This window comes from Micrococcaceae bacterium Sec5.7 (genome assembly GCA_039636785.1).
Taxonomy (GTDB): domain Bacteria; phylum Actinomycetota; class Actinomycetes; order Actinomycetales; family Micrococcaceae; genus Arthrobacter.
Genome location: CP144169.1, coordinates 2,687,185 through 2,712,956 on the forward strand (window position 1 = coordinate 2,687,185; position 25,772 = coordinate 2,712,956).

Annotated in this window: 22 protein-coding genes; 4 read left to right on the top strand and 18 right to left on the bottom strand. The window is 64.8% G+C overall.

Going from position 1 to position 25,772, the window contains the following annotated elements:
* Nucleotides 1-50: 50 nt before the first annotated feature.
* Nucleotides 51-1,187, bottom strand: coding sequence for a GuaB3 family IMP dehydrogenase-related protein (locus V3C33_12775; GenBank protein XAS66369.1), 1,137 nt, complete (start codon nt 1,185-1,187; stop codon nt 51-53).
* A gap of 232 nt (nt 1,188-1,419) precedes the next feature.
* Between V3C33_12775 and V3C33_12780 the strand changes: the two genes are divergently transcribed.
* The gene (locus V3C33_12780) at nt 1,420-3,333 is read left to right on the top strand and encodes a S8 family peptidase (GenBank protein XAS66370.1); all 1,914 of its coding nucleotides are present in this window, start codon (nt 1,420-1,422) and stop codon (nt 3,331-3,333) included.
* Between the two features lie 87 nt (nt 3,334-3,420).
* Here the strand turns inward: V3C33_12780 and V3C33_12785 are convergent, their stop codons facing one another.
* The 3 genes from V3C33_12785 to V3C33_12795 all read right to left on the bottom strand — a co-directional run bounded on the left by V3C33_12785 (nt 3,421) and on the right by V3C33_12795 (nt 9,082).
* A complete protein-coding gene (locus V3C33_12785; GenBank protein XAS66371.1) occupies nt 3,421-5,262 on the bottom strand; it encodes an ABC transporter ATP-binding protein in 1,842 nt (613 codons plus the stop codon).
* A gap of 34 nt (nt 5,263-5,296) precedes the next feature.
* Nucleotides 5,297-6,808, bottom strand: coding sequence for an IMP dehydrogenase (gene guaB / locus V3C33_12790; GenBank protein ID XAS66372.1), 1,512 nt, complete (start codon nt 6,806-6,808; stop codon nt 5,297-5,299).
* Between the two features lie 228 nt (nt 6,809-7,036).
* Entirely contained in the window at nt 7,037-9,082 is a 2,046-nt protein-coding gene (locus V3C33_12795; GenBank protein XAS69735.1) for an acyltransferase family protein, read from the bottom strand.
* Between the two features lie 139 nt (nt 9,083-9,221).
* On the opposite strand from V3C33_12795, the gene V3C33_12800 reads away from it, so the two are divergent.
* Complete coding sequence (locus tag V3C33_12800) at nt 9,222-10,184, top strand: DUF389 domain-containing protein (protein XAS66373.1); 963 nt, start codon at nt 9,222-9,224, stop codon at nt 10,182-10,184.
* Nucleotides 10,185-10,302: 118 nt separating this feature from the next.
* Here V3C33_12800 and groL read toward each other — a convergent pair whose 3' ends face one another.
* The 3 genes from groL to V3C33_12815 form a co-directional block, all read right to left on the bottom strand.
* The gene (groL, locus tag V3C33_12805; GenBank protein ID XAS66374.1) at nt 10,303-11,913 is read right to left on the bottom strand and encodes a chaperonin GroEL; all 1,611 of its coding nucleotides are present in this window, start codon (nt 11,911-11,913) and stop codon (nt 10,303-10,305) included.
* A gap of 76 nt (nt 11,914-11,989) precedes the next feature.
* Nucleotides 11,990-12,286 (bottom strand): co-chaperone GroES, encoded by a 297-nt coding sequence (groES, locus tag V3C33_12810; GenBank protein ID XAS66375.1) that lies wholly within the window; start codon nt 12,284-12,286, stop codon nt 11,990-11,992.
* Between the two features lie 220 nt (nt 12,287-12,506).
* On the bottom strand, nt 12,507-12,893 hold the full coding sequence (locus tag V3C33_12815; protein ID XAS66376.1) for a hypothetical protein: 387 nt from the start codon (nt 12,891-12,893) through the stop codon (nt 12,507-12,509).
* 54 nt (nt 12,894-12,947) lie between these two features.
* On the opposite strand from V3C33_12815, the gene V3C33_12820 reads away from it, so the two are divergent.
* Complete coding sequence (locus V3C33_12820) at nt 12,948-14,192, top strand: class I SAM-dependent methyltransferase (GenBank protein XAS66377.1); 1,245 nt, start codon at nt 12,948-12,950, stop codon at nt 14,190-14,192.
* A 28-nt stretch (nt 14,193-14,220) separates the two neighbouring features.
* On the opposite strand, the gene V3C33_12825 is transcribed toward V3C33_12820, so the two are convergent.
* From V3C33_12825 to V3C33_12840, 4 genes are read right to left on the bottom strand one after another with little or no spacing between them, the layout of a single operon-like run.
* Complete coding sequence (locus V3C33_12825; GenBank protein XAS66378.1) at nt 14,221-15,183, bottom strand: shikimate 5-dehydrogenase; 963 nt, start codon at nt 15,181-15,183, stop codon at nt 14,221-14,223.
* Between the two features lie 22 nt (nt 15,184-15,205).
* Entirely contained in the window at nt 15,206-15,328 is a 123-nt protein-coding gene (gene ykgO, locus V3C33_12830) for a type B 50S ribosomal protein L36 (protein XAS66379.1), read from the bottom strand.
* A gap of 51 nt (nt 15,329-15,379) precedes the next feature.
* Nucleotides 15,380-16,561 (bottom strand): GTP-binding protein, encoded by a 1,182-nt coding sequence (locus V3C33_12835; protein ID XAS66380.1) that lies wholly within the window; start codon nt 16,559-16,561, stop codon nt 15,380-15,382.
* 42 nt (nt 16,562-16,603) lie between these two features.
* On the bottom strand, nt 16,604-18,043 hold the full coding sequence (locus tag V3C33_12840; GenBank protein ID XAS69736.1) for a glycoside hydrolase family 3 N-terminal domain-containing protein: 1,440 nt from the start codon (nt 18,041-18,043) through the stop codon (nt 16,604-16,606).
* Nucleotides 18,044-18,450: 407 nt separating this feature from the next.
* Between V3C33_12840 and V3C33_12845 the strand changes: the two genes are divergently transcribed.
* On the top strand, nt 18,451-19,602 hold the full coding sequence (locus tag V3C33_12845; protein ID XAS66381.1) for a glutamate--cysteine ligase: 1,152 nt from the start codon (nt 18,451-18,453) through the stop codon (nt 19,600-19,602).
* Nucleotides 19,603-19,620: 18 nt separating this feature from the next.
* On the opposite strand, the gene V3C33_12850 is transcribed toward V3C33_12845, so the two are convergent.
* The 7 genes from V3C33_12850 to V3C33_12880 all read right to left on the bottom strand — a co-directional run bounded on the left by V3C33_12850 (nt 19,621) and on the right by V3C33_12880 (nt 25,709).
* A complete protein-coding gene (locus V3C33_12850; GenBank protein ID XAS66382.1) occupies nt 19,621-20,370 on the bottom strand; it encodes a hypothetical protein in 750 nt (249 codons plus the stop codon).
* Entirely contained in the window at nt 20,367-21,467 is a 1,101-nt protein-coding gene (gene tsaD / locus V3C33_12855; GenBank protein XAS66383.1) for a tRNA (adenosine(37)-N6)-threonylcarbamoyltransferase complex transferase subunit TsaD, read from the bottom strand. Before tsaD ends, V3C33_12850 begins: the two co-directional genes overlap by 4 nt.
* The gene (gene rimI, locus V3C33_12860; protein XAS66384.1) at nt 21,464-21,943 is read right to left on the bottom strand and encodes a ribosomal protein S18-alanine N-acetyltransferase; all 480 of its coding nucleotides are present in this window, start codon (nt 21,941-21,943) and stop codon (nt 21,464-21,466) included. Before rimI ends, tsaD begins: the two co-directional genes overlap by 4 nt.
* A 44-nt stretch (nt 21,944-21,987) precedes the next feature.
* Nucleotides 21,988-22,659, bottom strand: coding sequence for a tRNA (adenosine(37)-N6)-threonylcarbamoyltransferase complex dimerization subunit type 1 TsaB (gene tsaB / locus V3C33_12865; GenBank protein ID XAS66385.1), 672 nt, complete (start codon nt 22,657-22,659; stop codon nt 21,988-21,990).
* The gene (gene tsaE, locus V3C33_12870) at nt 22,659-23,348 is read right to left on the bottom strand and encodes a tRNA (adenosine(37)-N6)-threonylcarbamoyltransferase complex ATPase subunit type 1 TsaE (GenBank protein XAS66386.1); all 690 of its coding nucleotides are present in this window, start codon (nt 23,346-23,348) and stop codon (nt 22,659-22,661) included. Before tsaE ends, tsaB begins: the two co-directional genes overlap by 1 nt.
* On the bottom strand, nt 23,345-24,550 hold the full coding sequence (gene alr / locus V3C33_12875; protein XAS66387.1) for an alanine racemase: 1,206 nt from the start codon (nt 24,548-24,550) through the stop codon (nt 23,345-23,347). The genes tsaE and alr overlap by 4 nt, the downstream gene beginning before the upstream one ends.
* Nucleotides 24,551-24,614: 64 nt before the next feature.
* Nucleotides 24,615-25,709, bottom strand: coding sequence for a PfkB family carbohydrate kinase (locus V3C33_12880; protein XAS66388.1), 1,095 nt, complete (start codon nt 25,707-25,709; stop codon nt 24,615-24,617).
* Nucleotides 25,710-25,772: the final 63 nt, after the last annotated feature.

The following is a 25,772-nucleotide window of genomic DNA, read 5'->3' on the forward strand; positions in this document are numbered from 1 at the left end:
GGTTCGAAAGCCCGTCTTGTGGAAGGCGCCCGGTGGCGCTGCTTTCCCGGCTACTTTCCTGAGTAAGGTGACACCACGACGTCGACGCGCTGGAACTCTTTCAGGTCCGAATAGCCGGTGGTAGCCATGGAACGGCGCAGCGCGCCGATCAGGTTGGACGTTCCGTTGGTGTGGTGGCCGGGTCCGAAAAGGACGTCCTCAAGCGGACCCACGGTGCCCACATTGACCCGGTCGCCGCGGGGAAGTTCCAGGTGGTGGGCTTCCTGGCCCCAGTGCCAGCCCTTGCCCGGAGCTTCTTCGGCGCGCGCCAGGGCGCTGCCCAGCATCACGGCGTCGGCTCCCATGGCGATGGCCTTGACGATGTCGCCGGAAGAGCCCATGCCGCCGTCGGCAATGACATGGACATAACGTCCGCCGGACTCATCCATGTAGTCACGGCGGGCGGCAGCGACGTCCGAAATTGCGGACGCCATGGGCGAGTGGATACCGAGGGCACGGCGCGTTGTGGTGGTTGCTCCGCCGCCGAATCCCACCAGAACACCGGCGGCTCCCGTGCGCATGAGGTGCAGCGCCGGGGTGTAGCCGGCGGCACCGCCGACAATAACCGGGACATCCAGTTCATAGATGAACTGTTTCAGGTTCAGCGGCTCGTGGTCCTTGGAAACGTGCTCGGCCGAGACGGTGGTTCCGCGGATCACAAAGATATCGACGCCGGCGGCCACAACTGTCTTGTAGTGTTCCTGGGTCCGCTGCGGGGTGAGCGATCCGGCCACGGTGACGCCGGCCGTGCGGATTTCGGCGAGTCGTGACGTAATGAGTTCGGGCTGGATGGGCGCCTGGTAGAGCTCCTGCATCCGCCGCGTCACGGCCGGGCTGTTGGTCTCGTCCTCGAGGGCAGCAATCTGGTCCAGCACGGACTGCGGGTCCTCGTAACGGGTCCACAGGCCCTCGAGGTCCAGCACCCCGAGACCGCCAAGACGGCCCAGTGCAATGGCTGTTTCCGGCGACATGGCCGAGTCCATCGGTGCCGCTATGACGGGCATGTCGAATTTGTAGGCATCAATCTGCCACGAGACGGATACATCCTTGGGATCACGCGTACGACGGTTGGGGACGATCGCAATGTCATCCAGGGAGTAGGCACGACGCCCACGCTTGCCACGGCCAATCTCAATCTCGTAAGTCACGTGACCACTTTACTTGACCACGCCGGGTAAGGCGCAGGGACGCCGCCCGGATGCCATCACAACTGATAGCTAAAGCTCATATGACTTGTTTTGTCAAGTGTTTACAAGATCTGAAAATAGACTTACGTTTACTCTCGGTCAACAGGTGATATCACGCCTGGGCCGCTCATCAAACCCATATCCCCCGATGTCGGGGCACGGCGTTGTGCCCTGTTGAGAGAAAGCAGATCCTGTGGGAATCAGTTCATTCAGGGCGCCCCGCGTCCTTGCGTTATCGCTGGCGGCCGTCGTCGGCACCATGTCGCTTGCCGGAGCTCCAGTTTTCGCGGACCCGGGCGACAGCGGCGGGACCGAATCCGGCACCGGCGGCACAGCGTTGGTGCAGAACGTTGCAGCCGGCGAGTCCTACGCCAAGTTCATCGTCAACTACAAGCAGGGCACTGCGACCGCCACAGCCAAGGGCCGGGCCAACGCCTGGGGTAAGGCAGCCAGGCGGCAGGGGGTCTCTGTGCAGGAAGTCCGCACCCTGGCCACCGGCGGCACCCTGATCTCCTCGGACAAGGCATTGTCCGGTCAGGCCGCCAAGGATTTCATGACCGAGCTGGCGGCATCCGGAACGGTCGAATCCGTAGAACCTGATGCGCGCATGACAGTAGCGCTCAGCCCGGATGACCCCCGCTACGGCGAGCAGTGGGACTTCACAGCAGCAAACGGCATGCGGGTTCCGGGTGCCTGGGACGTTTCCACTGGCTCCGGCGTGACGGTGGCCGTGATTGACACCGGCATTACCTCGCACACCGATCTCAACGCCAATGTGCTTCCCGGCTACGATTTTGTGGCCGACTCCGCGGCAGCCCGCGACAATAATGGCCGGGACTCGAACCCACAGGACCAGGGCGACTGGTATCTCGCGGGCGAGTGCGGCCAGGCCCAGGGCTCGAATTCGTCGTGGCACGGTACCCACGTGGCCGGCACCGTGGCTGCTGTCACGGGGAACGCCAACGGCGTGGCCGGCGTGGCGCCCAACGCCAAGGTGGTCCCGGTGCGCGTCCTCGCCAAATGTGGAGGATCCCTGTCGGACATTGCAGACGCCATCGTCTGGGCCGCCGGCGGCGCGGTCAGCGGTGTACCGGCCAATGCCAATCCGGCGCAGGTCATCAACATGAGCCTCGGCGGCAGCGGCACCTGCGGCGGGACTTACCAGGCAGCAATTGACTCGGCCGTTGCGCGGGGAACCACCGTGGTGGTGGCTGCGGGCAACAGCGGGCAGGACGCCTCCGGCTTCCGGCCCGCCAACTGCAACAGCGTGGTGAGCGTCGCGGCCAGCAACCCGGGCGGCAGCCTCTCCTACTACTCGAACTTTGGCTCCTCGGTTGATGTGACGGCTCCGGGCGGCGACGTGCGCGTTGCCGGCGGGGGCATCCTCTCCACCATCAACACCGGCACCACTGTTCCCGGCGCAGAAGGCTACGCCAATTACCAGGGCACGTCGATGGCCGCGCCGCACGTTGCAGGTCTGGCGGCACTTATGAAGTCCAAGTCCTCCTCGCTGACCCCGGCCCAGGTTGAATCAACCCTCAAACAGGGCACCAGAGCTATGCCCGGCGGCTGCACCGCCGGCTGTGGCACCGGGCTCTCGGATGCAACCAAGACCCTCGGCCTGCTGGGCGGCACCACCCCGCCGCCGTCCGGAAACCTGCTCCTCAACCCGGGTTTTGAAGAGGGCGCCGTCTCCTGGACGTCCAACAAGGCCGACACCTTCGAGACCGGCACCGGTGCCCGCACGGGTTCACGTTTCGCTGGCCTGAACGGCTGGGGCCAGTCCACGTCGTACAACCTGGACCAGGCATTCGCCGTTCCGTCTTCGGTGGCCAGCGCCTCACTGTCCTTTTACGTGTTGGTCCAGTCGGACGAAACCACCGCCAGCTCGGCCTATGACACCCTCAAGGTCCAGGTCATCAGCGGCGGCGTCACCAGCACGCTGGCAACCTACTCCAACCTGAATGAGAGCACGGGTTATGCGCCCAAGACGCTTGATCTCTCAGCGTTCAAGGGGAAAAGCGTGACCCTGCGCTTCCTCGGCGTTGAGGATTCCTCGCTGCAGACGTACTTCTACGTCGATGACACCGCGGTGACCACCAGCTAGCCCTCAGAACGGCCCGAAACCGCTCGAACGGTGCTGCCCCGCACCGGTCCTGCTGTCGAGGGCCGTTCCTGGCTTATGGCAGCCGGTTCAGACGCCCTCGGTTTCGTCCACATTCAGCTGTGATTCGAACATCCGGAAATACCGCCCGCGGAGCGCCACCAGTTCCTTGTGGGTGCCCTGCTCAACGAGTTGCCCGTCCTCGAGCATGTAGACGATGTCCGCCTTCTCGATGGTGGCCAGGCGGTGGCTGATGGCGATGATGGTGCTGCGGCGGTCGGCGAACAGGCGGCTGAAGATCCTGTGTTCGGCCAGGGCATCGATCGCCGAGGTGGGCTCATCCATGACCATGAAGGTTGCGTTCCGGTAGAAGTTCCTTGCCATCGCGAGGCGCTGCCATTGGCCGCCGGACAGGCCGCTCCCCTTCCGTCCGCGCGGATCCTCCATCCAGTTGCTGACGTGGTTGTCCAGTCCGTTGGGAAGCTTGTTGATGAACTCGAGGGCCTCCGCGTCCGAGGCGGCCTTGCGGATGCGGTCATCGTGCCGCGGCGAATCAACATCGCCGAAGTAGATGTTTTCCGCAGCGGTGGCGAATTCGTACTTCAGGAATTCCTGGCTCAGGACGGCCAGGTGCCGGTGCCAGGATTTGACGTCGACGGCGGCGAGGTCAACGCCGTCGAGCATCACCTGGCCTGAGTCCGGCTTGTAGAGACCCGCGAGGATGCGGATGAGCGTTGACTTTCCGGCACCGTTTTCACCGACGATGGCAATGTGCTGCCCTTCCCTGATGGTCAGGGAGATTCCGCGGATGACCTCGATGTCACTGCCGGTGTAGGTAAATCTGATGTCGAGCAGTTCCACCGTCTCGGGGGCCCGAAGCAAGGGAGGCGCGTGCTCCGCATGAACGGGCATGGCCATGAACAGCTCATAGTCCGTGAGGTTTGCCAGATCCTCGTCGATGGAGCTCAGTGATGAAACCAGGCTGTTGGCCGTGGAGAGCGCCCGGCTGACGATCTGCTGGACGTACAGGAACTGCCCCACCGGCTGGGCCCGGGCGATGATCTGCCCCACCACCCAGATGAGCGAGACCACCTGTGCGCCATATTGCAGCGCATCGGCGGCAAGCTGCATGGGAATGTAGCGCTTCTGGAAGTCGAGCCTCCGGCGCTCATCTGCATCACGGAGCCGCGAACGCAGGTCCATCAGGTATCCCACTATGCCGTACAGGCGCATCTCGGCGATGTGCTGTGGCCGCAGCAGGTTGGTTTCGATCATCCGGCGCTGCCGCCGCGAATCCACTTGTGTATTCCAGTGCGCAATCTGTTCGCGCGAGAGCTTGAACTGCAGGTAGACGCTGGGAACGATGGCAACGAGGACAATCACCGCGATCCACCAGCTGACGAGCAGGAGTGCGCCGATGGCGAGGATGACGGACACCAGCTGGGTGAAGATCGCGGCTATACGGTCCAGGACCCGCGCATACGAGTCGGAGAACCGCTTCGCCCGGTCGTAGAGGTCCACGGTCTCTTTGTCGTCGTAACGCCAGAACTCCAGCGCCAGGAAGCGCTCGTACATCATGTCGCCCACAATGGCGCCGACTTTGAAGCTCATCAGCTGCTGGATGTACCGGTCCACGCTGCTGAAGGCACCCCAGAAGAGACCGAGGGCCGCGGTGATAATCACGTAGACGACTGCCTGCCGGCCGGCTTCGGTGTCGCCGGCGTAGGCCGCGGCCAGCGCTGTAGTGGTGAGCGCAGCGAAATACGTTGTCACCAGCGGAAGCAGCGCCGAGATCAGTGAGCCGGCGACCTTCATGACCACCGCTGCGGGCGAGGCCTGGAAACTTACCCTCAATACCTGCGCCACGGCCCGCGCGTATGGCCGCAGAGCGAGCTTCCGGCTGGGTTCCCGTGCGGGCCGCAGTTCAGACATTTCATCAGCCTAATACCGCGGCCGGCCGGGCTGTTTAGCGCGAACCGTAGTTCGGGGCCTCCACCGTCATCTGGATGTCATGCGGGTGTGACTCCTTGAGACCGGCTGCGGTGATGCGGACAAACCTGCCGCGGCTCTTCAGCTCAGGGATGGTGGGGGAACCAACATAGAACATGGTCTGGCGGAGCCCGCCGACCAGCTGGTAGGCCACGGATGCCAGCGGGCCGCGGTAGGCCACGCGGCCCTCGATGCCTTCCGGGATGAGCTTGTCATCACCGGAGACGTCGGCCTGGAAGTAGCGGTCCTTGGAGTAGGAGGTGTTTTTGCCGCGGGACTGCATGGCGCCCAGCGAGCCCATGCCCCGGTAGCTCTTGAACTGCTTGCCGTTCACAAAAATCAGCTCGCCCGGGGACTCGTCGCAGCCGGCCAGCAGCGAGCCCAGCATCACGGTGTCTGCGCCGGCAACCAGCGCCTTGCCGATGTCGCCCGAGTACTGCAGCCCGCCGTCGGCGATCAACGGGACGCCGGCAGGAATGGCCGCCTTGGCGGACTCATAGATGGCGGTGATCTGGGGAACGCCCACACCGGCAACCACACGGGTGGTGCAGATGGAGCCCGGCCCCACACCCACCTTGATGCCGTCGGCGCCGGCATCGATGAGCGCCTGGGCACCTTCGCGGGTGGCGGCCTGGCCGCCGATGATGTCTACGTGTGCGGCAACGGGATCGGACTTCAGGCGGCGGATCAAGTCCAGCACGCCCTGCGAGTGGCCGTTGGCGGTGTCCACGAACAGCGCGTCCACGCCGGCGTCAATGAGCGTCATGGCGCGCTCCCAGCCATCACCGAAGAAACCGATGGCAGCACCCACGCGGAGGCGGCCTTCGTCGTCCTTGGTGGCGAGCGGGTACTGCTCGGCCTTGGTGAAGTCCTTAGTGGTAATGAGGCCCTTGAGCCGGCCCTGCTCGTCCACGAGCGGGAGCTTTTCAATCTTGTTCGTCGCCAGCTTGTGCGAGGCCTCCTCGCGGCTGATGCCCACGTGGCCGGTGATCAGCGGCATCTTGGTCATCACGTCGCTGACGAGGCGGTGCGGGAAATCCGTTTCCAGAATGAAGCGGGTGTCCCGGTTGGTGACAATGCCCAGCAGCCGGCCGCCGTCGTCCACTACCGGAAGTCCGGACACGCGATACTGTGCGCAGAGCTCATCCAGGTCAAGAAGCGTTTTCTCGGGGCCGATGGTGAGCGGGTTGGTGATCATGCCCGATTCGCTGCGCTTGACGCGGTCCGCCTGATCGGCCTGGTCCGCAATGGACAGGTTGCGGTGGATCACGCCGAGGCCGCCTTGGCGGGCCATGGCGATGGCCATCCGGGATTCCGTAACGGTGTCCATCGCGGCGGACAGCAGCGGGGTGTGCACGCGGATCCGCTTGGATATGCGGGAGGAGGTGTCAGCCTCTGACGGAATGACATCCGTGTGTCCGGGGAGCAGCAGGACGTCGTCGTAAGTCAGGCCGAAAAAGCCAAAAGGATCGTGTTCGGGCTGGGTCATGAGTGCGCCTCTTACCTTGGTTACGGGTTTCACGGGTAGGGGTTGCAGCTGATGACCAGCCCGTTATTACGGGACTGGCCTGTGCAGAAGTTGGTGCAGAAGTCTTGCATAAATACTAGAACCTTCGCGGCGATCCCCATATTCCGGAGCGGCAATGTGAGCAAAGGCACGCGCGGGAGGAGGGCCGGTGGGCCTGCCTTCCGCGGGAGCGCGCTCAAGACGCGGGCATTATTTCCATCCTGTGGCAGCCAGCAGCCGCTTCTCGAACATGGGAATCATGCTTTCGACGTACGTTTTGGTGAGGTGGTTGTCGTCCTTGTAGACGTAGACGTTGCCCACCACTGCGGGACAGGTGCCGTCGGCGCAGATGAAGTCACTCAGGTCCATCAGGTGCAGGTCCTCCACCTTGCCGCGGTAATCGTCCAGGGGTGATGACGCCGCAAGTGACTCGTTGAGCGGCGGGTTGCACTCCGGCGCATCCGCCCCGTTCTTCTGGACACATTCGGGCATGTTGGTACGGAAACGCGGGTTGTCTCTGACCCCCACCACGTCCATGCCGGCGTCAGTGAACTGCTTGATGCCGTCAAGGTAGCCCGGCACCTCGGTTTCAAAAGGAGCTTCCGCATGGGTCAGCGAAGCAACCGTGAACACTGCATCGGGCCGATGCTCCATGACGTAGGCGGCGCCGGCCCGGTTGAAGGCGTTACACCCCGCATCACGCTCAGGTGACTCTGCCCCGAACCGGCAATCACCCCGTAGCAGGGTCACCACTTCCCAACCGCGCTGTTTGGCGATGGGACCCAGGGCGGCCATGTACTGCTGGGCGTGGGAATCGCCCAGCACCACGATCCGCTTGGTGACGGCGTCCGGCTTGGTGTTCTGCAGGCAGCCTTCGAGCAGTGGATCAGTGGGGACATTTTCGTCCGCGCACAGGCCATCGATGTCGGCCCATTCGTTTTCCATGGCGGCCGGGGCCGGAATGATTTTTGCCTCCGGCATGGGCTTGCCCGCGTTTTCCGGCGCCAGCACCGCGGCACCGGGAGTCAGCTCCCGGGGCTGGGCATCGGCAGCAGCCTCTTCGGCTGTCAGTTGGGTCTGCCAGACAGCCACAGGGCCGGCCAGCAGCGCACCGCAGGCCACAATCACGACGGCGGTACGCCAGGCACGCAGTTCAGGCCAGTGCCATTCGCGCAGGGGTTTTTCGACGAACTTGGTGGTCAGTACCGCCAGCAGGATCGCTCCTGCCACAATGGCCAGGCCCTGGACCAGGTCAGGGGCGGTGATGTCCGCGCCGGCCAGGGCAAGGACCAGGAGCGGCCAGTGCCACAGATACAGGGCATAGGAATTGTCGCCCAGCCGTACGAGCGGTTTCCAGCCCAGCAGCCGGTCCGCTCCGAACCGGCTTCCGCTCTGGCCGGCCACGATGATGGCGGCGGCAGCCAGGGTCGGCCACAGGGCGATGAACCCGGGGAAGGACCTGTCCACGGTCAACACCAGCCCGCACGCAATCATTGCCACCAGGCCTGCCCAGCCCAGCACCACCCGCAGTGCCCTGCCCGGTTTCAGGTACGGCAGGAAGAGAGCCAGGAGGGAGCCCAGTGCGAACTCCCAGAGCCTCGCACGGGTATCAAAATACGCGTAGGCCTGGTTGGCGGCGGTCTGGTCAATGGAATACAGCAGGGACGCTATGAAGATCGCGCCGAAGGGAACAATCAGCACCACGCGGTACTTGATGCTGGCCAACCGCCCGGGCATCCGACGGAGCAATCGCCACAGGATGGCCGTGCCGGCGAACACCAGCGGCCACAGGATGAACACCTGCCCCTGGATGGACAGGGACCAGAAGTGCTGCAGCGGGCTGGCACCGGAGTGGTCCTGCGCGTAGTAGTCCACCGCGGTGTCTGCAAGGAGCCAGTTCTGGCGGTAGAGGAGCGAGGCCCACGCCTGGTCCAGAATGTCCGGCCAGCGGCTCTGCGGGATGATCAGCCAGGTGCCTGCCAGCGTACCCAGAATAACTACGACGGCGGCGGGCAGCAGCCGCTTGAACAGGTGCAGCCAGTGCGTCACCAGCCGGAGGGGTTTACCGCTTTCAACTTTCCGCACAAAGGAAAGCGTCAGCAGGAATGCCGAAATGAGCAGGAAGATGTCCACGCCGCCGGACACCCGGCCGAGCCACACGTGATAGGTGACCACCATCAGAACGGCCAGGGCCCGAAGCCCTTGTACTTCCGGGCGGTAGTTCGGTCTTTGGCTCGCGGGCTCCGCGCCTTGCACATGGCCCGGCGACGGGGTGGTTCTCGCTATCGACACAAAAAACCTCTCAAAGCGGTTGCCCAAATCACCCATGTTATCAATTCGTGATGTTCAATACGAATCGACGGCTACGCTTACCCTAGGTGGAAGGGGTCTTCGCTTGATCGTGCAGATGCGAATTTTTGTGCCAGCGGAGCTGTCTGCCCTGGTGGTTGAAAGCTGCACGCAACAGACAGGCACAGCGGAGGTAGCTGTGCATCCGGGGGCCTCGATACTCCCACCCGGCGATGTGATCACAGTACAGATTGCCCGCGAGGCCGTTGAAGAACTGATGGAGAAACTCCACGCGCTGAAGATCCAGGAGCTGGGATCCGTGTCCGTCTGGATGCCGGAGCTGGTCCTTTCAGACCGCGCGGACAAGGCCGAGGCCGCCGCGCCGGGTCAGGGCGCCGACTCGGTGGTTTGGGACGAAGTTACCCGCCAGACCGGCGAGGACGCACGGCTCACCTGGAGCTATCTGGCGTTCCTTCTGCTCGCCACCCAGCTGGCCGCAATCGGCATCGTGACGGATTCAACCATCGCGATTGTGGGGGCCATGGCCATCGGTCCGGAATTCGGTCCGCTGGCGGCGCTGGCAGTGTCCCTTGCCAGGCGCAAGTGGCGGATTGGCCGGGACGCTGCTGTGGCTCTCGCCATCGGATTTCCTGTTGCCATGCTGGCCGCTGCGCTGACCACCAGGCTGTCCGCAGCCGTGGGGTTGTTCCCGGCGGACATCCTTGACCGGGGATCGGCGGTCGAGTTCATTTACCATCCGGGCCCGTACTCCCTCATAGTCGCGGTCCTGGCCGGTGCGGCCGGAATGCTCTCGATGATCAGCAGGCGTTCGGCGGCCCTGATCGGGGTTTTCATCTCGGTGACCACGGTTCCGGCCGCGGGATTCGTCGCCGTCGCACTGGTTCTGGGTGAATCCGGGAAGGCCGCAGGTTCGGCTCTCCAGCTGCTGCTGAACCTCGTGGGGATCGTGGTGGCTGCGGTCGCGGTGCTCTACTTCTACAGCCTCATTACGAAACGGCTTCCCGGGAGTACGGCTGAGCGGCTCCGGCGCAAGGCACAGCGCACCTGAACCGCCAGAGTCCAGGGGGGATCGGCAGCAGGGCACAGGCCGGAATCAGCGGGGAAAACAGACAGGTCCGGCACCCACCGGGGTGCCGGACCTGTTGAACTGCCTGCGAGGCTACAAGCTAGTGCCTGTGCCCTGCGTGCTCGTCTTCGTCAGCGGGCTTCTCAACAACCAGCGTCTCGGTGGTGAGAACCAGTGCGGCGATGGAGGCCGCGTTGCGGAGGGCAGCGCGGGTCACCTTGACCGGGTCAATGACGCCGGCTGCGATGAGGTCCTCGTACTGGCCGGACATGGCGTTGAAGCCGTGGTTGGGGTCCAGTTCGGCCACCTTGGCGGCCACAACGTAGCCGTCAAAGCCAGCGTTCTGGGCGATCCAGCGCAGCGGCTGGGTCAGGGCGCGGCGGACGATGCCCACAGCAGCAGCTGCGTCGCCTTCCAGTGCCTTGACCGAGGGATCCTCGTCCAGAGCCTTCAGTGCGTGGATCAGTGCAGAGCCGCCACCGGAAACGATGCCTTCTTCGAGGGCAGCGCGGGTGGAGGACACAGCGTCCTCGATGCGGTGCTTCTTTTCCTTCAGCTCGACCTCGGTGGCTGCGCCAACCTTGATCACGCCGATGCCGCCGGCCAGTTTGGCCAGGCGTTCCTGCAGCTTTTCCTTGTCCCAATCGGAATCGGTGCGGGTCAGCTCGGCGCGCAGCTGGGAAACCCGTGCTGCGACGTCCTCGGCGGAACCTGCACCGTCAACGATGGTGGTGTTGTCCTTGGTGACTGTGATGCGGCGGGCAGTGCCAAGCACCTCAAGGCCAACGGAATCCAGGCTGAGGCCCAGTTCGGGCGAAACAACCTGCGCACCGGTGAGGGTGGCAATGTCCTGCAGCATGGCCTTGCGGCGGTCGCCGAAGCCCGGGGCCTTGACGGCAACCACGTTCAGGGTGCCGCGGATGCGGTTGACGATCAGCGTGGAGAGCGCCTCGCCGTCGACGTCCTCGGCAATGATGAACAGCGGCTTGGAGCTCTGAAGAGCCTTCTCCAGCAACGGAAGGAAGTCCGCGACCGAGGAGATCTTGCCCTGGTTGATCAGGATGAGCGCGTCCTCAAGGACAGCTTCCTGGCGTTCTGCGTCGGTGACGAAGTACGGGGACAGGTAGCCCTTGTCGAACTGCATGCCCTCGGTGAGGACCAGTTCGGTCTGCGTGGTCGAGGATTCCTCGATGGTGATCACACCATCCTTGCCGACCTTGCCGAATGCCTCGGCCAGGAGCTCGCCTACCTCGTCGCTCTGTGCGGAGATGGAGGCAACGTTGGCGACCTGGGTGCCTTCAACCGGGCGGGCGTTCTCGAGCAGACGCGCGGCAACGGCCTCAACCGAAACCTCGATTCCACGCTTGATCTGACCCGGAGCGGCGCCTGCCGCAACGTTGCGCAGGCCTTCCTTGACCAGGGCCTGTGCGAGGACGGTTGCGGTGGTCGTTCCGTCACCGGCGACGTCGTTGGTCTTGGTAGCTACTTCTTTGGCCAGCTGAGCGCCGAGGTTCTCATACGGGTCATCCAGCTCGATTTCACGTGCGATGGTCACGCCATCGTTGGTGATTGTGGGGGCGCCCCACTTTTTGTCCAGTACAACGTTGCGGCCGCGGGGGCCGAGCGTCACCTTGACAGTGTCGGCGAGCTTATCAATGCCGGCCTCAAGAGACCGGCGGGCAGCGTCGTTAAACGCAAGCTGCTTTGCCATGGTTTTGTCCTTTCAAGACAGAACCCCGCGCTGCTGATCGTGTCAGACAAGATCAGCGGCACGGGGATCCAAAGAGTTACTTGACGACGATCGCCAGAACGTCGCGGGCGGACAGCACAAGGTAGTCAGTGCCGCCGGTCTTGACTTCAGTTCCGCCGTACTTGGAGTAGATGACAACGTCGCCGGTGGCGACGTCAATCGGAACGCGGTTGCCGTTGTCGTCAAAGCGGCCGGGGCCTACTGCAACAACTTCGCCTTCCTGCGGCTTCTCCTGCGCGGAGTCCGGGATAACCAGGCCGGAAGCCGTGGTCTGCTCGGCTTCGAGCGGGCGGACAACAATACGATCCTCAAGAGGCTTAATAGAGACCGACACTCGGACCTCTCCTTCTTCGTCAGCAAATTTATGGACTATAAAACTGTGGTGCCATGGCGTGCAAACCGTCGTCGCGGTGCCGGCAGCTGCCTGGCTGGTAGTGCTTTGGGTGTTAGCACCCTCCTAGGGAGAGTGCCAATGAAGACTCTATGTAAGTGGTTAGCACTCGGTCAAGGCGAGTGCCAGCATTTCGTCATGGGTGAACGCCGCGAAGCGCCTGTCAGCGGCCTGCCAGGTCGTCGAAATCGACGTCTTCACCGTTGTCGTTTTCCTCGTCGGCGGAGGCGTTGCGCTTGCGGTAGAGGACAAGAGCGGCAGCTGCAGCTGTCAGCGCGGACACAATGAGAAACACAATGCCGCCTATGCGCGCAGCGGAATACAGACCGCGGATGTCGCGGGCTTCGTCGGTGGCGTCGTTAATGTTCTTGCCGCCGACCGAATATACGGTGGCGTTGAAAGCATCCAGTGCGAAAATAATCGCCAGCAGTGCAATGCAGACGATGGCGACTGCAGCTCCGGCGATCAGCGCCGGCCTGGCATACTTCACAAGGCCCCGGCGGTTGGATACGGGTTGCTCGGCGGGTTGCGGAGTTGCGCTGTCTTCCATGCCATCAACCCTATCGGCAACTGGCCCCCGACCCCCTCCACTACGCTTGATGCCATGGCTGAAGCTCTGCAGGACCAGATCGCACCGCTCCTCACCAGCGAAGGCTGGGAGCTGTTGGCATCCCTTGGTCCCTACCGCGAGGACCAGGCCTTTGAACTCAATTCCGCCCTCCGCAAGGCCGGTCACTCCCCCGCGCTCGTTTCTGCCGTGCTGACCCAGTCCCGGCTTCGCACCCGGGCGGAGAGCAAGTTCGGCGAGTTCGCGCGGCAGATGCTCTTCACCCGGGCAGGTCTGGAACAGGCGACCAGGCTAAATGTGGCGGCGCGGCATGCCGAGCGCTTTGTTCAGGCCGGGGCCACACACGTGGCCGACCTCGGATGCGGGCTCGGCGCCGACTCCATGGCAATGGCTTCCATGGACCTGACGGTCACCGCCGTGGAATATGACGAGGCTACGGCCGCGTGCGCCACCATGAACCTCATCCCCTTCCCGCAGGCCACCGTGGTCCATGCCGACGCCATGTCCTTTTCCCTCGAAGGAGTGGACGGCGTGTGGCTGGATCCGGCGCGCCGCACCACATCGACGTCCGGAACCAAGCGGATCTGGGACCCTGAAGCATTCTCCCCTCCGCTGTCCTTTGTGGAGTCCCTGGCTGGCTCGGGGCGTGCAGTGGGCGTCAAGATGGGGCCTGGCATGCCGCATGAGTCGGTGCCCGCCGGCTGCGAAGCCCAGTGGGTGTCCGTTGGCGGAGATGTCACCGAGGTGACCCTTTGGTTCAACAAGGTGAGCCGGCCCGGCATTCGCCGGGCAGCGTTGCTGCTCGGCCCGCAGGGGGCGGCGGAAATCACCAGCACTGAAGATTTCGCCGCCGGCCCGGCGGCACCCGTAGGCCCCGTGGCCGGCTATCTGTATGAGCCTGACGGTGCCGTGATCCGCGCCGGCCTGGTGGCCGACGTCGCCCTTCAGCTGGGCGGCCACCTCGTGGATGAACACATTGCCTACATCTGCGCGCCGGAATTGCTGGACACCCCGTTTGCCCGGGCTTACAAGGTCCTTGAGGTCATGCCCTTCAACGTCAAGGCGCTCAAGGCCTGGGTGAAACTGCACAACATCAGCGTGCTGGACATCAAGAAGAGGGGCACGTCCGTCACCCCCGAAGAACTCCGGAGGCAGCTGCTGCAGGGCGGAAAGTCCGGAGGAAAGGCCACCGGAGGAAGAAGCGCAGGCAAGAAGGCGGCCACCCTGGTCCTCACCCGGATCGGCGAGGACAGGGTGGCCATCTCGGTGGAGCCCGTTTAGTTTCCACGCGGGGTTTCCACGCGGACGGCTACTGCGCCCGCATGAACTCTTCCGCGTCCCGGATCTGCTGCTCCGTGGGCCGGATCCCGGTGTAGAGCACAAACTGTTCCAGAGCCTGGATGGTGGCCACTTCGGCCCCCGTGATGACCGGCTTGCCGGCCGCCCGGGCGGCCTTGATGAGCGGGGTTTCCGCCGGCAGTGCGACGACGTCGAACACCACCTTCGCGGCTTCGATCACCTCAGTGGGGAAGGAAAGCGATTCCGCTTCAGGATCCCCGGCCATGCCGACTTTCATGCCGACTTTCATGCCGACTTTCATACCGCCTTTCATACCGCCTTTCATACCGCCTTTCATACCGCCTTTCATACCGCCTTTCATACCGCCTTTCATACCGCCTTTCATACCGCCTTTCATACCGCCTTTCATACCAATAGGTGTGACGTTGATGATCAGGTCCGCCGTGCCGCCGTCGAGCCCTGCCTGCCAGGTGAACCCATACTGCTCTGCGAGCGCCCGGCCGGAAGCCTCGTTCCGGGCGACCACTGTTACATCCTTGAATCCGGCGTCACGCAGCGCCGCTGCGGTGGCTTTAGCCATCCCGCCGGCGCCCTTGAGCAGCACCGAGTAGCCGGTGGGCACGGCATTGCGCTCGAGCAATTGCTCAATCGCGGTGTAGTCCGTGTTGTAGGCCGTGAGCCGGCCGCCGTCGTTGACGATGGTGTTCACTGAATCGATCGCCTTGGCCGAAGGATCCATCACGTCCACGAGGGCGATCACGTCCTCCTTGTACGGCATGGAGACCGCGCAGCCGCGGATGCCGAGTCCGCGGACTCCGGCTATGGCCTGGGCCAGATCTGTGGGGGCGAAGGCCTTGTAGATCCAGTTCAGCCCAAGCTGCTGATACAGGTGGTTATGGAAGCGCGTCCCGTTGTTGCTCGGCCGGGCCGAAAGCGAGATGCAGAGGGTCATGTCTTTGTTCAGAATGGGCACAGCACCATTAAACCCACAGCTGTCACCCCTGGCGGGCCTTCAGCCGTGGATTCTTCTTGTTGATGACGAAGGTCCTGCCGCGGCGCCGCACTATCTGCGATCCCGGGATCTTCTTGAGGGCGCGCAGAGAGTTTCTGACTTTCATTATCTTTTCCTCCAGTAACGGGTGGTATTCAATGTGGACGGTCCATGAGTTTCAGAGGCTTAGCCCCAGTTCCAGCGGATCCTCGAGGGTGCTGAAATCCAGTCGCATTTCCTCATCGCTGAGCTGGCAGCCATCCAGCAGCGCTTTGATTTCTGCGGCGTCAATGTCCCGGTCCCGGCCGGTGATGGCCACTACGGTCCCCCGGTCCCCGAAGTCGGGGTGCCAGCCCAGCGCCGCGTCGGCGTCGGCGTCGGCGTCGGCTGCTCCGGCACCGGCGGCCGTTCCGGGGTTGTTGCCACCGCTCCCCGCAGACCAGGCTTCGCGGCAGTCGAGCCATTGGCCCGTGCTTTCAAACCAGACCCTCGGTCCGATTCCCTGCAGCGCAATCCTGAGGTCTGCCGCCGAGGCGATCCACAGCCGGCCACGCATCCAGTGGGACCCTGCGGCGAGGCGGGGCAGCGCCAGCCGGAAACGGGCCGGGTGCAGCGGGCGCTCCACGCGGTGGAGGACGGTTCGGAACCGGCCGGTCCGTTCCTGGACCGGGATTCGCACCGCTCCCCTGCGCGACCGGGACACGGCTTCTCGTCCGTCGTAGCAACCAGGCTTGAATTCGTCCGCCGCACCGGCCACAACGGCATGCGGCGCCAGCTGCGACATCAACTCCAGCCCGCGGCTCCAGTGGGCGCTCTCCTCGCGTGACGCACCCGCCAGTTCCGAGCTGAGGCCCGGCTGGACCATGACTGTGTCCACGTGTGAGAGTTCGCCAATCAGGAATTCCCCGCTGGTGCGGTCATCGCCCGGCATGGATGTGAACCCGGATGCATACAGTGTGTGACGGTCCCGGATCTGGTCTTCCAGTTCGGCCGGATCAACCGCGAGTACGGCGTTGTCCACCGTAACCGGACGATCCAGCCCCTCGGCGAGGGCGGCTACTGCCATCTCCACCGACACACCTGGCGGCAGGCCAAGCACGGCATGGTGGTAGCCGGCACTCATGAGACGCTCCACGGTGGGGACAATATCCAGCCGGACGGTGCAGCTGAGGCAGCCGTGTTCAAGGGCGGTCTCCACCCGCTCCGTCAGCACTCCGGCGCTGAATATCCGGCGAAGCACAATGGAGCCTTCAAGCAGATCATGGTGGACCACTACGGAGCTGGTATGAGTCTGGCCCAGTCGGGCGGTGGCCGTCTGGCGGCACTGCGTATCAAGCGAGCTGACGAGGGAAAGGTGCATCCCGCGAGTCTAATTGCAAATAGTTCTCATTAGCAAAACGACTCAGGGACAGCCTGCCCCTGCACGGAAACCTCCGAAGGCTGACGGCAGGTTTCCGGGGGCCGGCGCCTTGCCCGTCAGAACAGCAAGCAACGCCTTGAAGGCTCCCGGACTGCGGCCGTACAAGGCAATTTTGGCAGGTGCTGTGGATCCGGCCAGAGCCCACGGTGCGTCAAGCGCCACCGCGATGTGGCCGTCAACGGGTCTGCCGCCGTATCCGATGAGGCTCACCAGCGGGCCGGTGCCAAGCCCGACTCCTGCTTCCTGCGCAGCTGCTTCGAACCGTGCCCTGTCCTGCGCAGAACCGCCCGCAACCCGCACGGAGCCGGGCACCATGGGTCCCTTGCATGGGCCGGCGAGGATGGTGACTGCTGCCGCGGAAACTTTCGTCGAGAGCGTGTTGCCGCTCCCCGGCGCCGCCCCCGGTGCCGCCTTGGCATGCTCCCGCTCCCGCCAGATCATCATGGTGGCTACACGCCGGGCGGCCTCATCCAGGCGCGCCGCCGGCAGGGTGCCCGCCGTAGCAGCACTGACGATCGCGGCATGGGCCTGTTCAACATCGGCCGGCATCAGCAACAGATCCGCCCCGGCAGCCAGTGCCCGCGGCGCGGCGGATCCGTTGGGAAACTGTTTCTGCACCGCACCCATGTTTAGCGCATCCGTCACGGCCACACCTGTGAAGCCCATCCCCCGCAGCGCTGCATATGCGGGTTTCGAAAGCGACGCCGGAACTCCCGGCTCCAGTGCCGTCACGGCGATGTGCCCCGTCATGACCATGGGAGCCCCAGCGTCAACGGCGGCCTTGAACGGCTTCCAGTCCTTGGCCCGGAGCTGGGCCACAGTTGCGTTCTGGACCGGAAGGCCCTCATGTGAATCCACCGTGACAGAGCCGTGGCCGGGAAAGTGCTTGACGGCAGGCAGCATCCCGCCGGCCAGCATTCCACGGAAGAAGCCGACCCCCAGTTTGGCCGCCGCGTCCGGGCTGGCGGACATTGACCGTGCGCCGATAGTGGGATCTGACGCGCCGATGGTGACGTCCGCGTCCGGTGCGAAGTCCACATTGAAGCCCAACGGCGCCAGTTCCGCGGCGAGGGCGCGGCCGGACTCGGTTGCAAGAGGTACGCTTCCAGCGGCACCGTAGCTCATGGGCGACGGCCATTCGGTCAGCGGAGCCCCCAGCCTGGCCACCTCACCGCCTTCCTGGTCCACACCGATCAACCCGGGCCAACCGCGGCCGTCCGACCGCGCGGCCCCGGACAGACGCTTGGTGACGGTGGCCATTGCGGCGGTATCCACCAGACCGTCAACAGTTTTGGGGACGTTGTCGCCCATGATGATGGAACCGGCCAGATGGAGCCGCTCAATCCTGGCGGCCTGGGCCTCGTAATCCAGTCCGGCATAAAAGGGCATCAGGACCTGTCCGGCCTTCTGGCTGAGGTTCATTTTGGCCAGTGCCGCACTGGCAGCATCAACGTCACTCTGCTGCGGGCCCCAGCCCAGCGGCTTTACCCCGGGATCCGGTGAGGGAGCAGTGGCGGCGGGTGCCGGCGTCGTCGGCTGTGATCCGGAGGTGGCGGACCCTGGGGTGGCCGGTCCTGACGCGGATTCCGCCCCCGACTCAGCTGGGGAGGGTGCCGGCAGACAGGATGACGCCGCCAGCAATACCGTCAGCGCCGCCGCCGTGAGCATCAGTCTGTGAAAACTCTCACGCGCTCCCTGTAACCAAGCCATCATCTCGATGCTACCCCTGCATTAGACTTGAAACACTCGTTGCCCTGCCCGCCTCCCCTTCCGAATGGACCTGCCAGAAGCGGCCGGAGCTACGGACAACAGAACAGTTAGGGGACCACGTGAAGATTGATTTCGCATCATCCAGGCAATCAACTCTTGGTGTGGAATGGGAGCTTGCCCTCGTGGACGGGCAGACCGGGGAATTGGCCTCTGTTGCCAACCAGGTGCTCCGCGGCGTGGCTGCCAAGCATCCCGAGCTCAATGAGGACGACGAACACCCGCACATCAAGCAGGAACTGCTGCTTAATACAGTGGAACTCGTCACAGGCATCTGCGAGACCGCAGCGGAAGCCAAAGAAGACCTCAGCAGGTCCCTGGCCGCAGTGCGCGAGATCACCGATCCCATGGGTGTGGAAGTCTTCTCCGCGGGAAGCCACCCGTTCAGCCCGCCGCAGCTCCAGCCGGTGACGGACAAGGCACGGTACGCCAAGCTGATTGACCGCACCCAGTGGTGGGGCCGCCAGATGGTCATTTACGGCGTCCACGTGCACGTCGGCCTGGACCGGCGCGACAAAGTTCTGCCGGTGCTTGACGGGCTGGTCAATTACTTCCCGCATTTCCAGTCACTGTCCGCCTCCAGCCCATACTGGGGCGGTGAGGACACCGGCTATGCCTCGCACCGTGCGCTGATGTTCCAGCAGCTGCCCACCGCCGGTCTGCCTTTCCAGTTCCCCAACTGGGAAGAGTACGAGTCCTATGTCCAGGACATGTTCACCACCGGCGTGATCGATACGCTTTCGGAGATCCGCTGGGACATCCGGCCGGTGCCGAACCTCGGCACCATCGAAATGCGGATCTGCGACGGCCTGGCCACTCTCGAGGAAGTGGGGGCCATCGCTGCGCTGACGCAGTGCCTGGTTCACGAGTTCTCCACCACCCTGGACAACGGCGGCTCCATCCCCACCATGCCGCCCTGGCATACCCAGGAAAACAAATGGCGTGCGGCGCGGTACGGCCTCGAAGCCATCATCATCCTGGATGCCGAAGGCAAGGAACAGCTCGTCACCGAGCACCTGCTTGAGACCCTCAACCGGCTGGAGCCCATCGCGGCAAAGCTGGACTGCTCCGATGAGCTGGCCGACGTCGAGAAGATCATCCGCCGGGGCGCCGGCTACCAGCGCCAGCGCCGCGTCGCCGCCGAGCACGGCGGAGACCTCCAGGCAGTCGTGCTGGACCTGGTCAGGCAGATGCGCAACGGTCCTACCGCCTGAGCAGCCCATGGCGCGTCCCTAGATTCTGAGCCCTACCGCGAGAACGGTGGTGTCGTCAGCACTTTCGCCGAGCCGTTCCTGCTCGGACCGCAGCCGCATCACGACGTCGAGCACCCCCTGCGTCGAGGACGCCGCCTTGAGCAGTTGTTCCGGCGTGCATACACCGCGTTCGACGGCGAGCCAGCCACCGTCAGTTGCCAGCACCACCCGCGTGACTCCAGTCAGTTCAGCTGTGAAGGCCTGATCCGCGGCATCCGCTTCCCGCCGCGCCACCCACACCTGGCCAGGGGTGTTTCGGAGCCGGCGCGCCTCACGGTGTTCCTCAGCGGTGAGGCTCGTATCGACGCCCGGTGTGCCCACGTGGACGACGCTCCCGTCCGCCACCTCTGCAACGGCCTGGCAATCGGCCAACCAGGCAAATGTAAGAACACCGCCGTGAACAGTTGCCACCATCACGGCTGCCGAGGGGAAACGCACACGTTCATCGCCGACGAGGGTCTGTGCCAGAGAATCAAGCTCCGTCAGGGCTGCGCGCAGCACATCCCGGGCTGTGCCGGCGTCGTGGTGTTCAGCCAGGAGGCTGCTGAGCTGCGCCGCATACCATTGGGGATCTGATGCGCCCGGCAGGCCGAGTTGCTCCAGCACAGGGGTGGCCCCGTCCACCACCCAGGCCGACGGCCAACGCACACCGCAGGCGTCCTCATTGACATGGCCGTCGCCCTGAACGGACAGCTGCGTCAGCAGTTGCCAGCCGCCGTTGGCCTTCAAGCCGAAACCGTGGTGACCGGCATGGAGGAATCCGGGGCGAACCCGATGCCGCTGGGCTCAACTCCTGCCATCACCAGCTGTGCACCCAAGGCTGCCACCATGGCGCCATTGTCAGTGCACAACTCCAGCGGCGGCACATGCAGCGTGATTCCGGCGGCCGAACACCGTTGCTCGGTCAGCTGGCGCAACCTTGAATTGGCGGCCACACCGCCGCCCAGGAGCACGTTGGTGATGCCGTTCTCGCGGCAGGCCAGCACTGCCTTGGAGCTGATGACGTCCACCACGGCTTCCTGGAATGCGGCGGCAACGTCCGCCACCGGCACTTCCTCGCCACGGGCCTCGAACTGCTCCACGCAACGTGCCACGGCGGTCTTCAGCCCGCTGAAGGACCAGTCATAGCGGTGCTTGCCGGGCTCCTCCGCGGTGCCCATGTACTTGGGCTGGGTGAGCCCCCGCGGGAAACGGATTGCCTTGGGATTGCCTTCGCGCGCGAGTTTGTCGATGGCAGGACCACCGGGGTAGCCCTGGCCAAGGATGCGGGCCACCTTGTCGTACGCCTCGCCGGCGGCGTCGTCGATCGTGGAGCCGAGAAGCTCCACGTCGTCCGTGATATTCCGGATCCGCAATATTTCGGTGTGGCCACCGGAGACCAGGAGCGCGCCGAGGTTCCGGGGCAGGACCGGGCTGTGCGCCGTGCCCGGCCGGCCAGGTGTTCCCCCGTCCAGGAGTCCTACGCCCACATGGGCCACCAGATGGTTGACGGCGTACAGCGGTTTCCCAGTAGCCACCGCCAGGGCTTTCGCCGCGCAGACACCCACCATCAGGGCGCCCGCCAGCCCGGGCCCGGAGGTGACGGCGATGGCGTCGATTTCGTCCAGGGTCACTCCGGCATCCGCCAGAGCCTCACTGAGTGTGGGCACAAAGGCATCAAGGTGCGCCCTTGATGCGATCTCCGGGATCACACCGCCAAACCTCACATGCTCGTCCATGGAGGAGGAAACGGTGTTGGTCAGGAGGGCCGCCCCGCGAACGATCCCGACGCCGGTTTCGTCGCAGGAGGATTCAATGCCGAGGACCAATGGCTCGGTGCGATTCATGCGTGTTCTGCTTCCGTTGTCCCGGTCACTTCAGCGGGACCGGCTCCGGGCGCGTGGAGCTGGAGCCGCATGATCAGTGCATCTATGCCGTCCCGGTAATATCTTGGCCGGACATGGATCTGTTCGAATCCGAACGTCAGGTAGAGCTGCTGGGCGCGTGGATTGTCCGCGCGGACTTCGAGCAACACGTCGGCTGCATTCCGCCGCCGGCTTTCCTCAATCAGCTCAGTCAGCAGTGCCGAGCCGATGCCCTTCCCTTCGAACTCCGGAACCACGGCGATGGTCTGCACATCAGCGATGGGCTCTATGCACATCAGCCCGGCGTAGCCGACTATTCCTGAGTCCGCCTCAGCCACGAGGTAGCGGCGGGTATCCGTCTGGGATAGCTCATCGAAGAACATCTGAAGCGGCCACGCATCCGCCGGAAAAAGCCTTCGCTCGAGCTCGTTCACGGCGGGAACGTCTGCGGCGGTCATGTCCCGAAGTGTAACTCCGGCCCGGGCGAGCCGGGCGGTGCTTTTCACAGTGCCCGCTTCCGAGGCCCGGGCACCCTGGCATCGGACTCGCGGAGGTACAGCGGAGTTGAATCAAGCAGGCTCTCCCCCGCGGCAAGCCGTGCCAGCGCGAATTGGCCCAGGAAGAGGGCATCGGGATGCTCGGAACTGAAATCAGGGTTGGCCCGGACTTCATCGGCATAAAGTCCGGCACCGGCGCCATATGCGGGAATGTCCGGCAAATCCTTGGCGAAGCCCACGTGCGGGCCATCCACCAGGTGCGGCAGCTGGCCATCAACCAGGGAGTACCGGGCCCAGTAGACTTCCTTCCGCCGGGCGTCCGTGGCAACGATTAATTCGGGAACGGCCGCCGTGGATTCCGCCACCTCGAGGGCAACGGCGTCCAGGCTCATCAGTCCGTACAGCGGCTTGTTCCACACATAGGCCAGCGTCCGGGCGGTCGCAATGCCAGATCGGAGTCCGGTGAAAGGCCCGGGGCCGACCCCTGTCACGATTGCATCGATGTCAGCTCCGGTGATTCCGGCTGTGGCCAGGAGCTGCTCGATCCCGGGTGCCAGCACTTCGGCGTGGCTGCGGGTGTCTTCGGTGGAAAAGCTGCCCACCACGCCCTCGAGGGCGTCGTCCGAGACCAGGGCTGCGCTGGCCACGGCCGAGGTGTCAATGGCAAGTATGAGCATCAGGACTCCCCTTCGTCGGTCGCGGCAGGGAAGGCTTTCGGAAGGAAGGCCCCGGCAGGGCGTGTCTCAGCAAGGAGTGCCTCGGCCAGGGCGGGCCGTTCCGCCCACCGTGGCCCGAAGCCCCGGATCACCAGGGTGCGGGGCTCGTCGTCGTCCACGTCGAAATCCAATGTGCCGGCTGCGTCAGCGGCAGGTGCGCCGGCCCCGACGCCCCCGGTTCCAACGGCAGTGGTTCCAACGGCAGTGGTTCCAGGGGCACGGTGCAGCTCCACCTCAAGCCGGCTCTCGCTCAGGTGTTCCACCCTTCCCCGGCCCCACTCCACCACGGTGACGGCTGTGTCCATGGTGTTCTCCAGATCGATGTCGTCGATCTCGGACGCGGACTCCAGCCGGTACGCGTCCACATGGACCAGATCCGGTCCGCCGGGCCGCGGACCGTCGGAGAGGTTTGGATGGATCCGGACCAGCACGAACGTCGGTGAGATGATGCCGGCGCGGACCCCCAAACCTTCGCCCAGACCCTGGGTGAACGTCGTTTTCCCGGCGCCCAGCTCGCCCGTGAGCACCAAGAGATCCCCGGCTTCCAGCGCTGCCCCCAAGGTGGCGGCGAGCGCGGAAGTCTGTGCCGCCGTCGTGACCTTGAGTGTCTGTTCCCAGAGCGGTTCCGCCGCGCTGCCCGGCACGCTCATGGCGTTGGCGTTTCGTTGATGAAGCGCCGTGGCACGCGCGGGCTGATACGCGTCACGATTTCATAGTTGTTGGTGCCTGCGGCCCGGGCCCAGTCGTCTGCCGTGGGGCCGCCTTCAGAGCCGTCCCCGAAGAGTTGTGCCTCGGCACCAAGAAGGCTGCTGCCGCCGGCGGACACTCCGCGGCGGCCGAGGTCGATGACCATCTGGTCCATGGCGATCCGGCCAACAACCGGGTACGTCACGCCCTCCACGCGCACGGGGCCCCCTGTGGCTACGCGCGGCACACCATCGGCATAGCCGAGCGGGATGAGTCCCAGCGTGCTTGCCCCGCGTGTCCGGTAGTTCAGCCCGTAGGAGACGCCCTGGCCCGCCGGCACGTCCTTGCAGTTGGATACCACGGTGCGCAGGGACATGGCCGGCCGCAATCCCAGCTCAGCGGAGGTCTGGCCCTCGAACGGCGAAAGCCCGTAGATGCCAAGGCCCACCCTGACAAGGTCGAAGTGGGTGTCCGGGCGTGAGAGCGCCGCCGGGGTGTTGGCAAGGTGACGGACTTCGGGATCCACACCGGCGTCCTCGGCTATGGCCAGGACTTCACGGAAAGCGGCGAGCTGTTCGTCGGTTTCGGGGCGGTGGGGTTCGTCGGCCACGGCCAGGTGGGAGAAGATGCCCACAACGCGCAGGAGTCCTTCGTCCTGGTATTCCATGGCCTCGCCCACGAGCTGGTCCCAGGCCTCAATGGTGGAACCGTTGCGGCCAAGGCCCGTGTCCACTTTAAGGTGGACCCGCGCCGGCCGCTCCTGCTCCCTGGCGGCTGCCACGATCCGGTCCAGCTCCCAGCCTGAGCAACCGATGTCGACGCCGGCAGCAACTGCCGCGCCGAAGTTGCTTGCCGGGGTATGCAGCCAGGCGAGAAGGGGTGCTTCGATGCCCGCGGCCCGCAGCGCCAGGGCCTCCGAGATGTGCGCCACGCCGAGCCACCGGGCTCCGGCCTCGAGGGCTGCCCGGGCTACCGGCACCGCACCGTGGCCGTAGGCGTCGGCCTTGACCACCGCCATGACCTGCGCGGGCGAGGCGGCTGCCGCGAGCCGGCGCACATTGTGGCGGATGGCCCCGAGATCGATCACGGCTGAGCGTTCGTAGGCAGGGGTTGCCCCCGCGTCTGCCGAGGGCCGGAAGTCACCTGTTGATGCTGGGTAAGTCACCTGATTGATTCTACTGCCGGCGCGGCGAGGGGCTTAATTCCGGGCACTCTCAGCCGGCTGGGATCTATGCGTCGGAGAGGTGGGCAATGGTTGCGGTGGCACGGCGCTGCGCTTCCAGCGGCACATCGCGGACTATCTCGGCGAGGAAGCCATAGCGCCGCAGCCATTGGCTGCTTTGGCGTTCCCGCCGTGCGTTGGCCCGCTGCCACCAGTCGGCGATGTCGCCCCATCCAGGTGCCGCGAGCGAACCGCCGACTTCCTGCACGGCCAGGGAGGCGCAGAGATTGGCGAACCTCAGCCTGTCGCCCAGAGGCCAGCCGGCCAGGCTCCCCACGATGAAGGCGGCACCGAAACAGTCGCCGGCGCCGGTGGGGTCAAAGGCAGCGACGGGCAGGGACGGCACCCATTCCTCCTCCCCCGTTTCGGAGTCCACCGCCATGGCACCCTGCGGCCCGAGTGTCACTACGGCCACCGGCACCCGGTCCGCCAGTGAATACAGCGCCGCCCACGGATCGTCCTTGCCCGTAAAGGCCATGGCTTCGCGCTGATTGGGCATGAACGCGTGGAAGTACTGCAGATTGTCCAGCCGGGCCGACGACCATTCACCGCTGGGATCCCAGCCCACGTCGCCAAAGAGCTTGACCCCGGAGTCGTGGGCCGCGAGCGCCCAGGGTTCCATCACGGTGCCGAGATCCGCGACGGCGGCGAGCGCAGCAGGCGGCGGCGCACCGATCAGTTCCGATGAACTCACCGGTGCCGGATGCCCATGGGTCACCATGGAGCGGTCGTTGTGAACACTGAGGGAGACTGTGACAGGCGAATGCCAGCCGGGGATGCGCTGGGACAGGGTGAGGTCCACGTGTTCCTGGCCGGCCAGGATTTTCCAGTTGTAGTCCCCGTACCCGTCATCGCCGAAGGCCGCAGCCAGCCCCGTCCGCAGCCCAAGCCGGGCCGCGGCGATGGCCTGATTGGCCACCCCGCCCGGGCAGCTGCCCATCCCCTCGCTCCAGATTTCCGTCCCAGGCTCGGGCGCATGCGGCAGCCCGGTGAAAATAATGTCCTGGAAAACCGTCCCGGCGAGCAGCAGGTCAAAGCCTGCGTCCGACGGTGTGCGTACAGCGGAGAGCGGATCGAATCGTCGTACCGGGATCGCGTCCATGTTCGGCACACTACGCCGTGCCCGCTCCCGGCGAAAGAGACCCGCGCCGCGCCGCCCGCCGGG

Bases quoted from the DNA above. Each gene is read 5' to 3' on its own strand.
- V3C33_12785 (XAS66371.1), bottom strand. From the start codon at position 5,262: ATGTCTGAACTGCGGCCCGCACGGGAACCCAGCCGGAAGCTCGCTCTG.
- guaB (XAS66372.1), bottom strand. From the start codon at position 6,808: ATGACCCAGCCCGAACACGATCCTTTTGGCTTTTTCGGCCTGACTTAC.
- groL (XAS66374.1), bottom strand. From the start codon at position 11,913: ATGGCAAAGCAGCTTGCGTTTAACGACGCTGCCCGCCGGTCTCTTGAG.
- V3C33_12815 (XAS66376.1), bottom strand. From the start codon at position 12,893: ATGGAAGACAGCGCAACTCCGCAACCCGCCGAGCAACCCGTATCCAAC.
- V3C33_12820 (XAS66377.1), top strand. From the start codon at position 12,948: ATGGCTGAAGCTCTGCAGGACCAGATCGCACCGCTCCTCACCAGCGAA.
- ykgO (XAS66379.1), bottom strand. From the start codon at position 15,328: ATGAAAGTCAGAAACTCTCTGCGCGCCCTCAAGAAGATCCCGGGATCG.
- V3C33_12835 (XAS66380.1), bottom strand. From the start codon at position 16,561: ATGCACCTTTCCCTCGTCAGCTCGCTTGATACGCAGTGCCGCCAGACG.
- V3C33_12840 (XAS69736.1), bottom strand. From the start codon at position 18,043: ATGAACCTCAGCCAGAAGGCCGGACAGGTCCTGATGCCCTTTTATGCC.
- tsaD (XAS66383.1), bottom strand. From the start codon at position 21,467: ATGAATCGCACCGAGCCATTGGTCCTCGGCATTGAATCCTCCTGCGAC.
- rimI (XAS66384.1), bottom strand. From the start codon at position 21,943: ATGACCGCCGCAGACGTTCCCGCCGTGAACGAGCTCGAGCGAAGGCTT.
- tsaB (XAS66385.1), bottom strand. From the start codon at position 22,659: ATGCTCATACTTGCCATTGACACCTCGGCCGTGGCCAGCGCAGCCCTG.
- tsaE (XAS66386.1), bottom strand. From the start codon at position 23,348: ATGAGCGTGCCGGGCAGCGCGGCGGAACCGCTCTGGGAACAGACACTC.
- V3C33_12880 (XAS66388.1), bottom strand. From the start codon at position 25,709: ATGGACGCGATCCCGGTACGACGATTCGATCCGCTCTCCGCTGTACGC.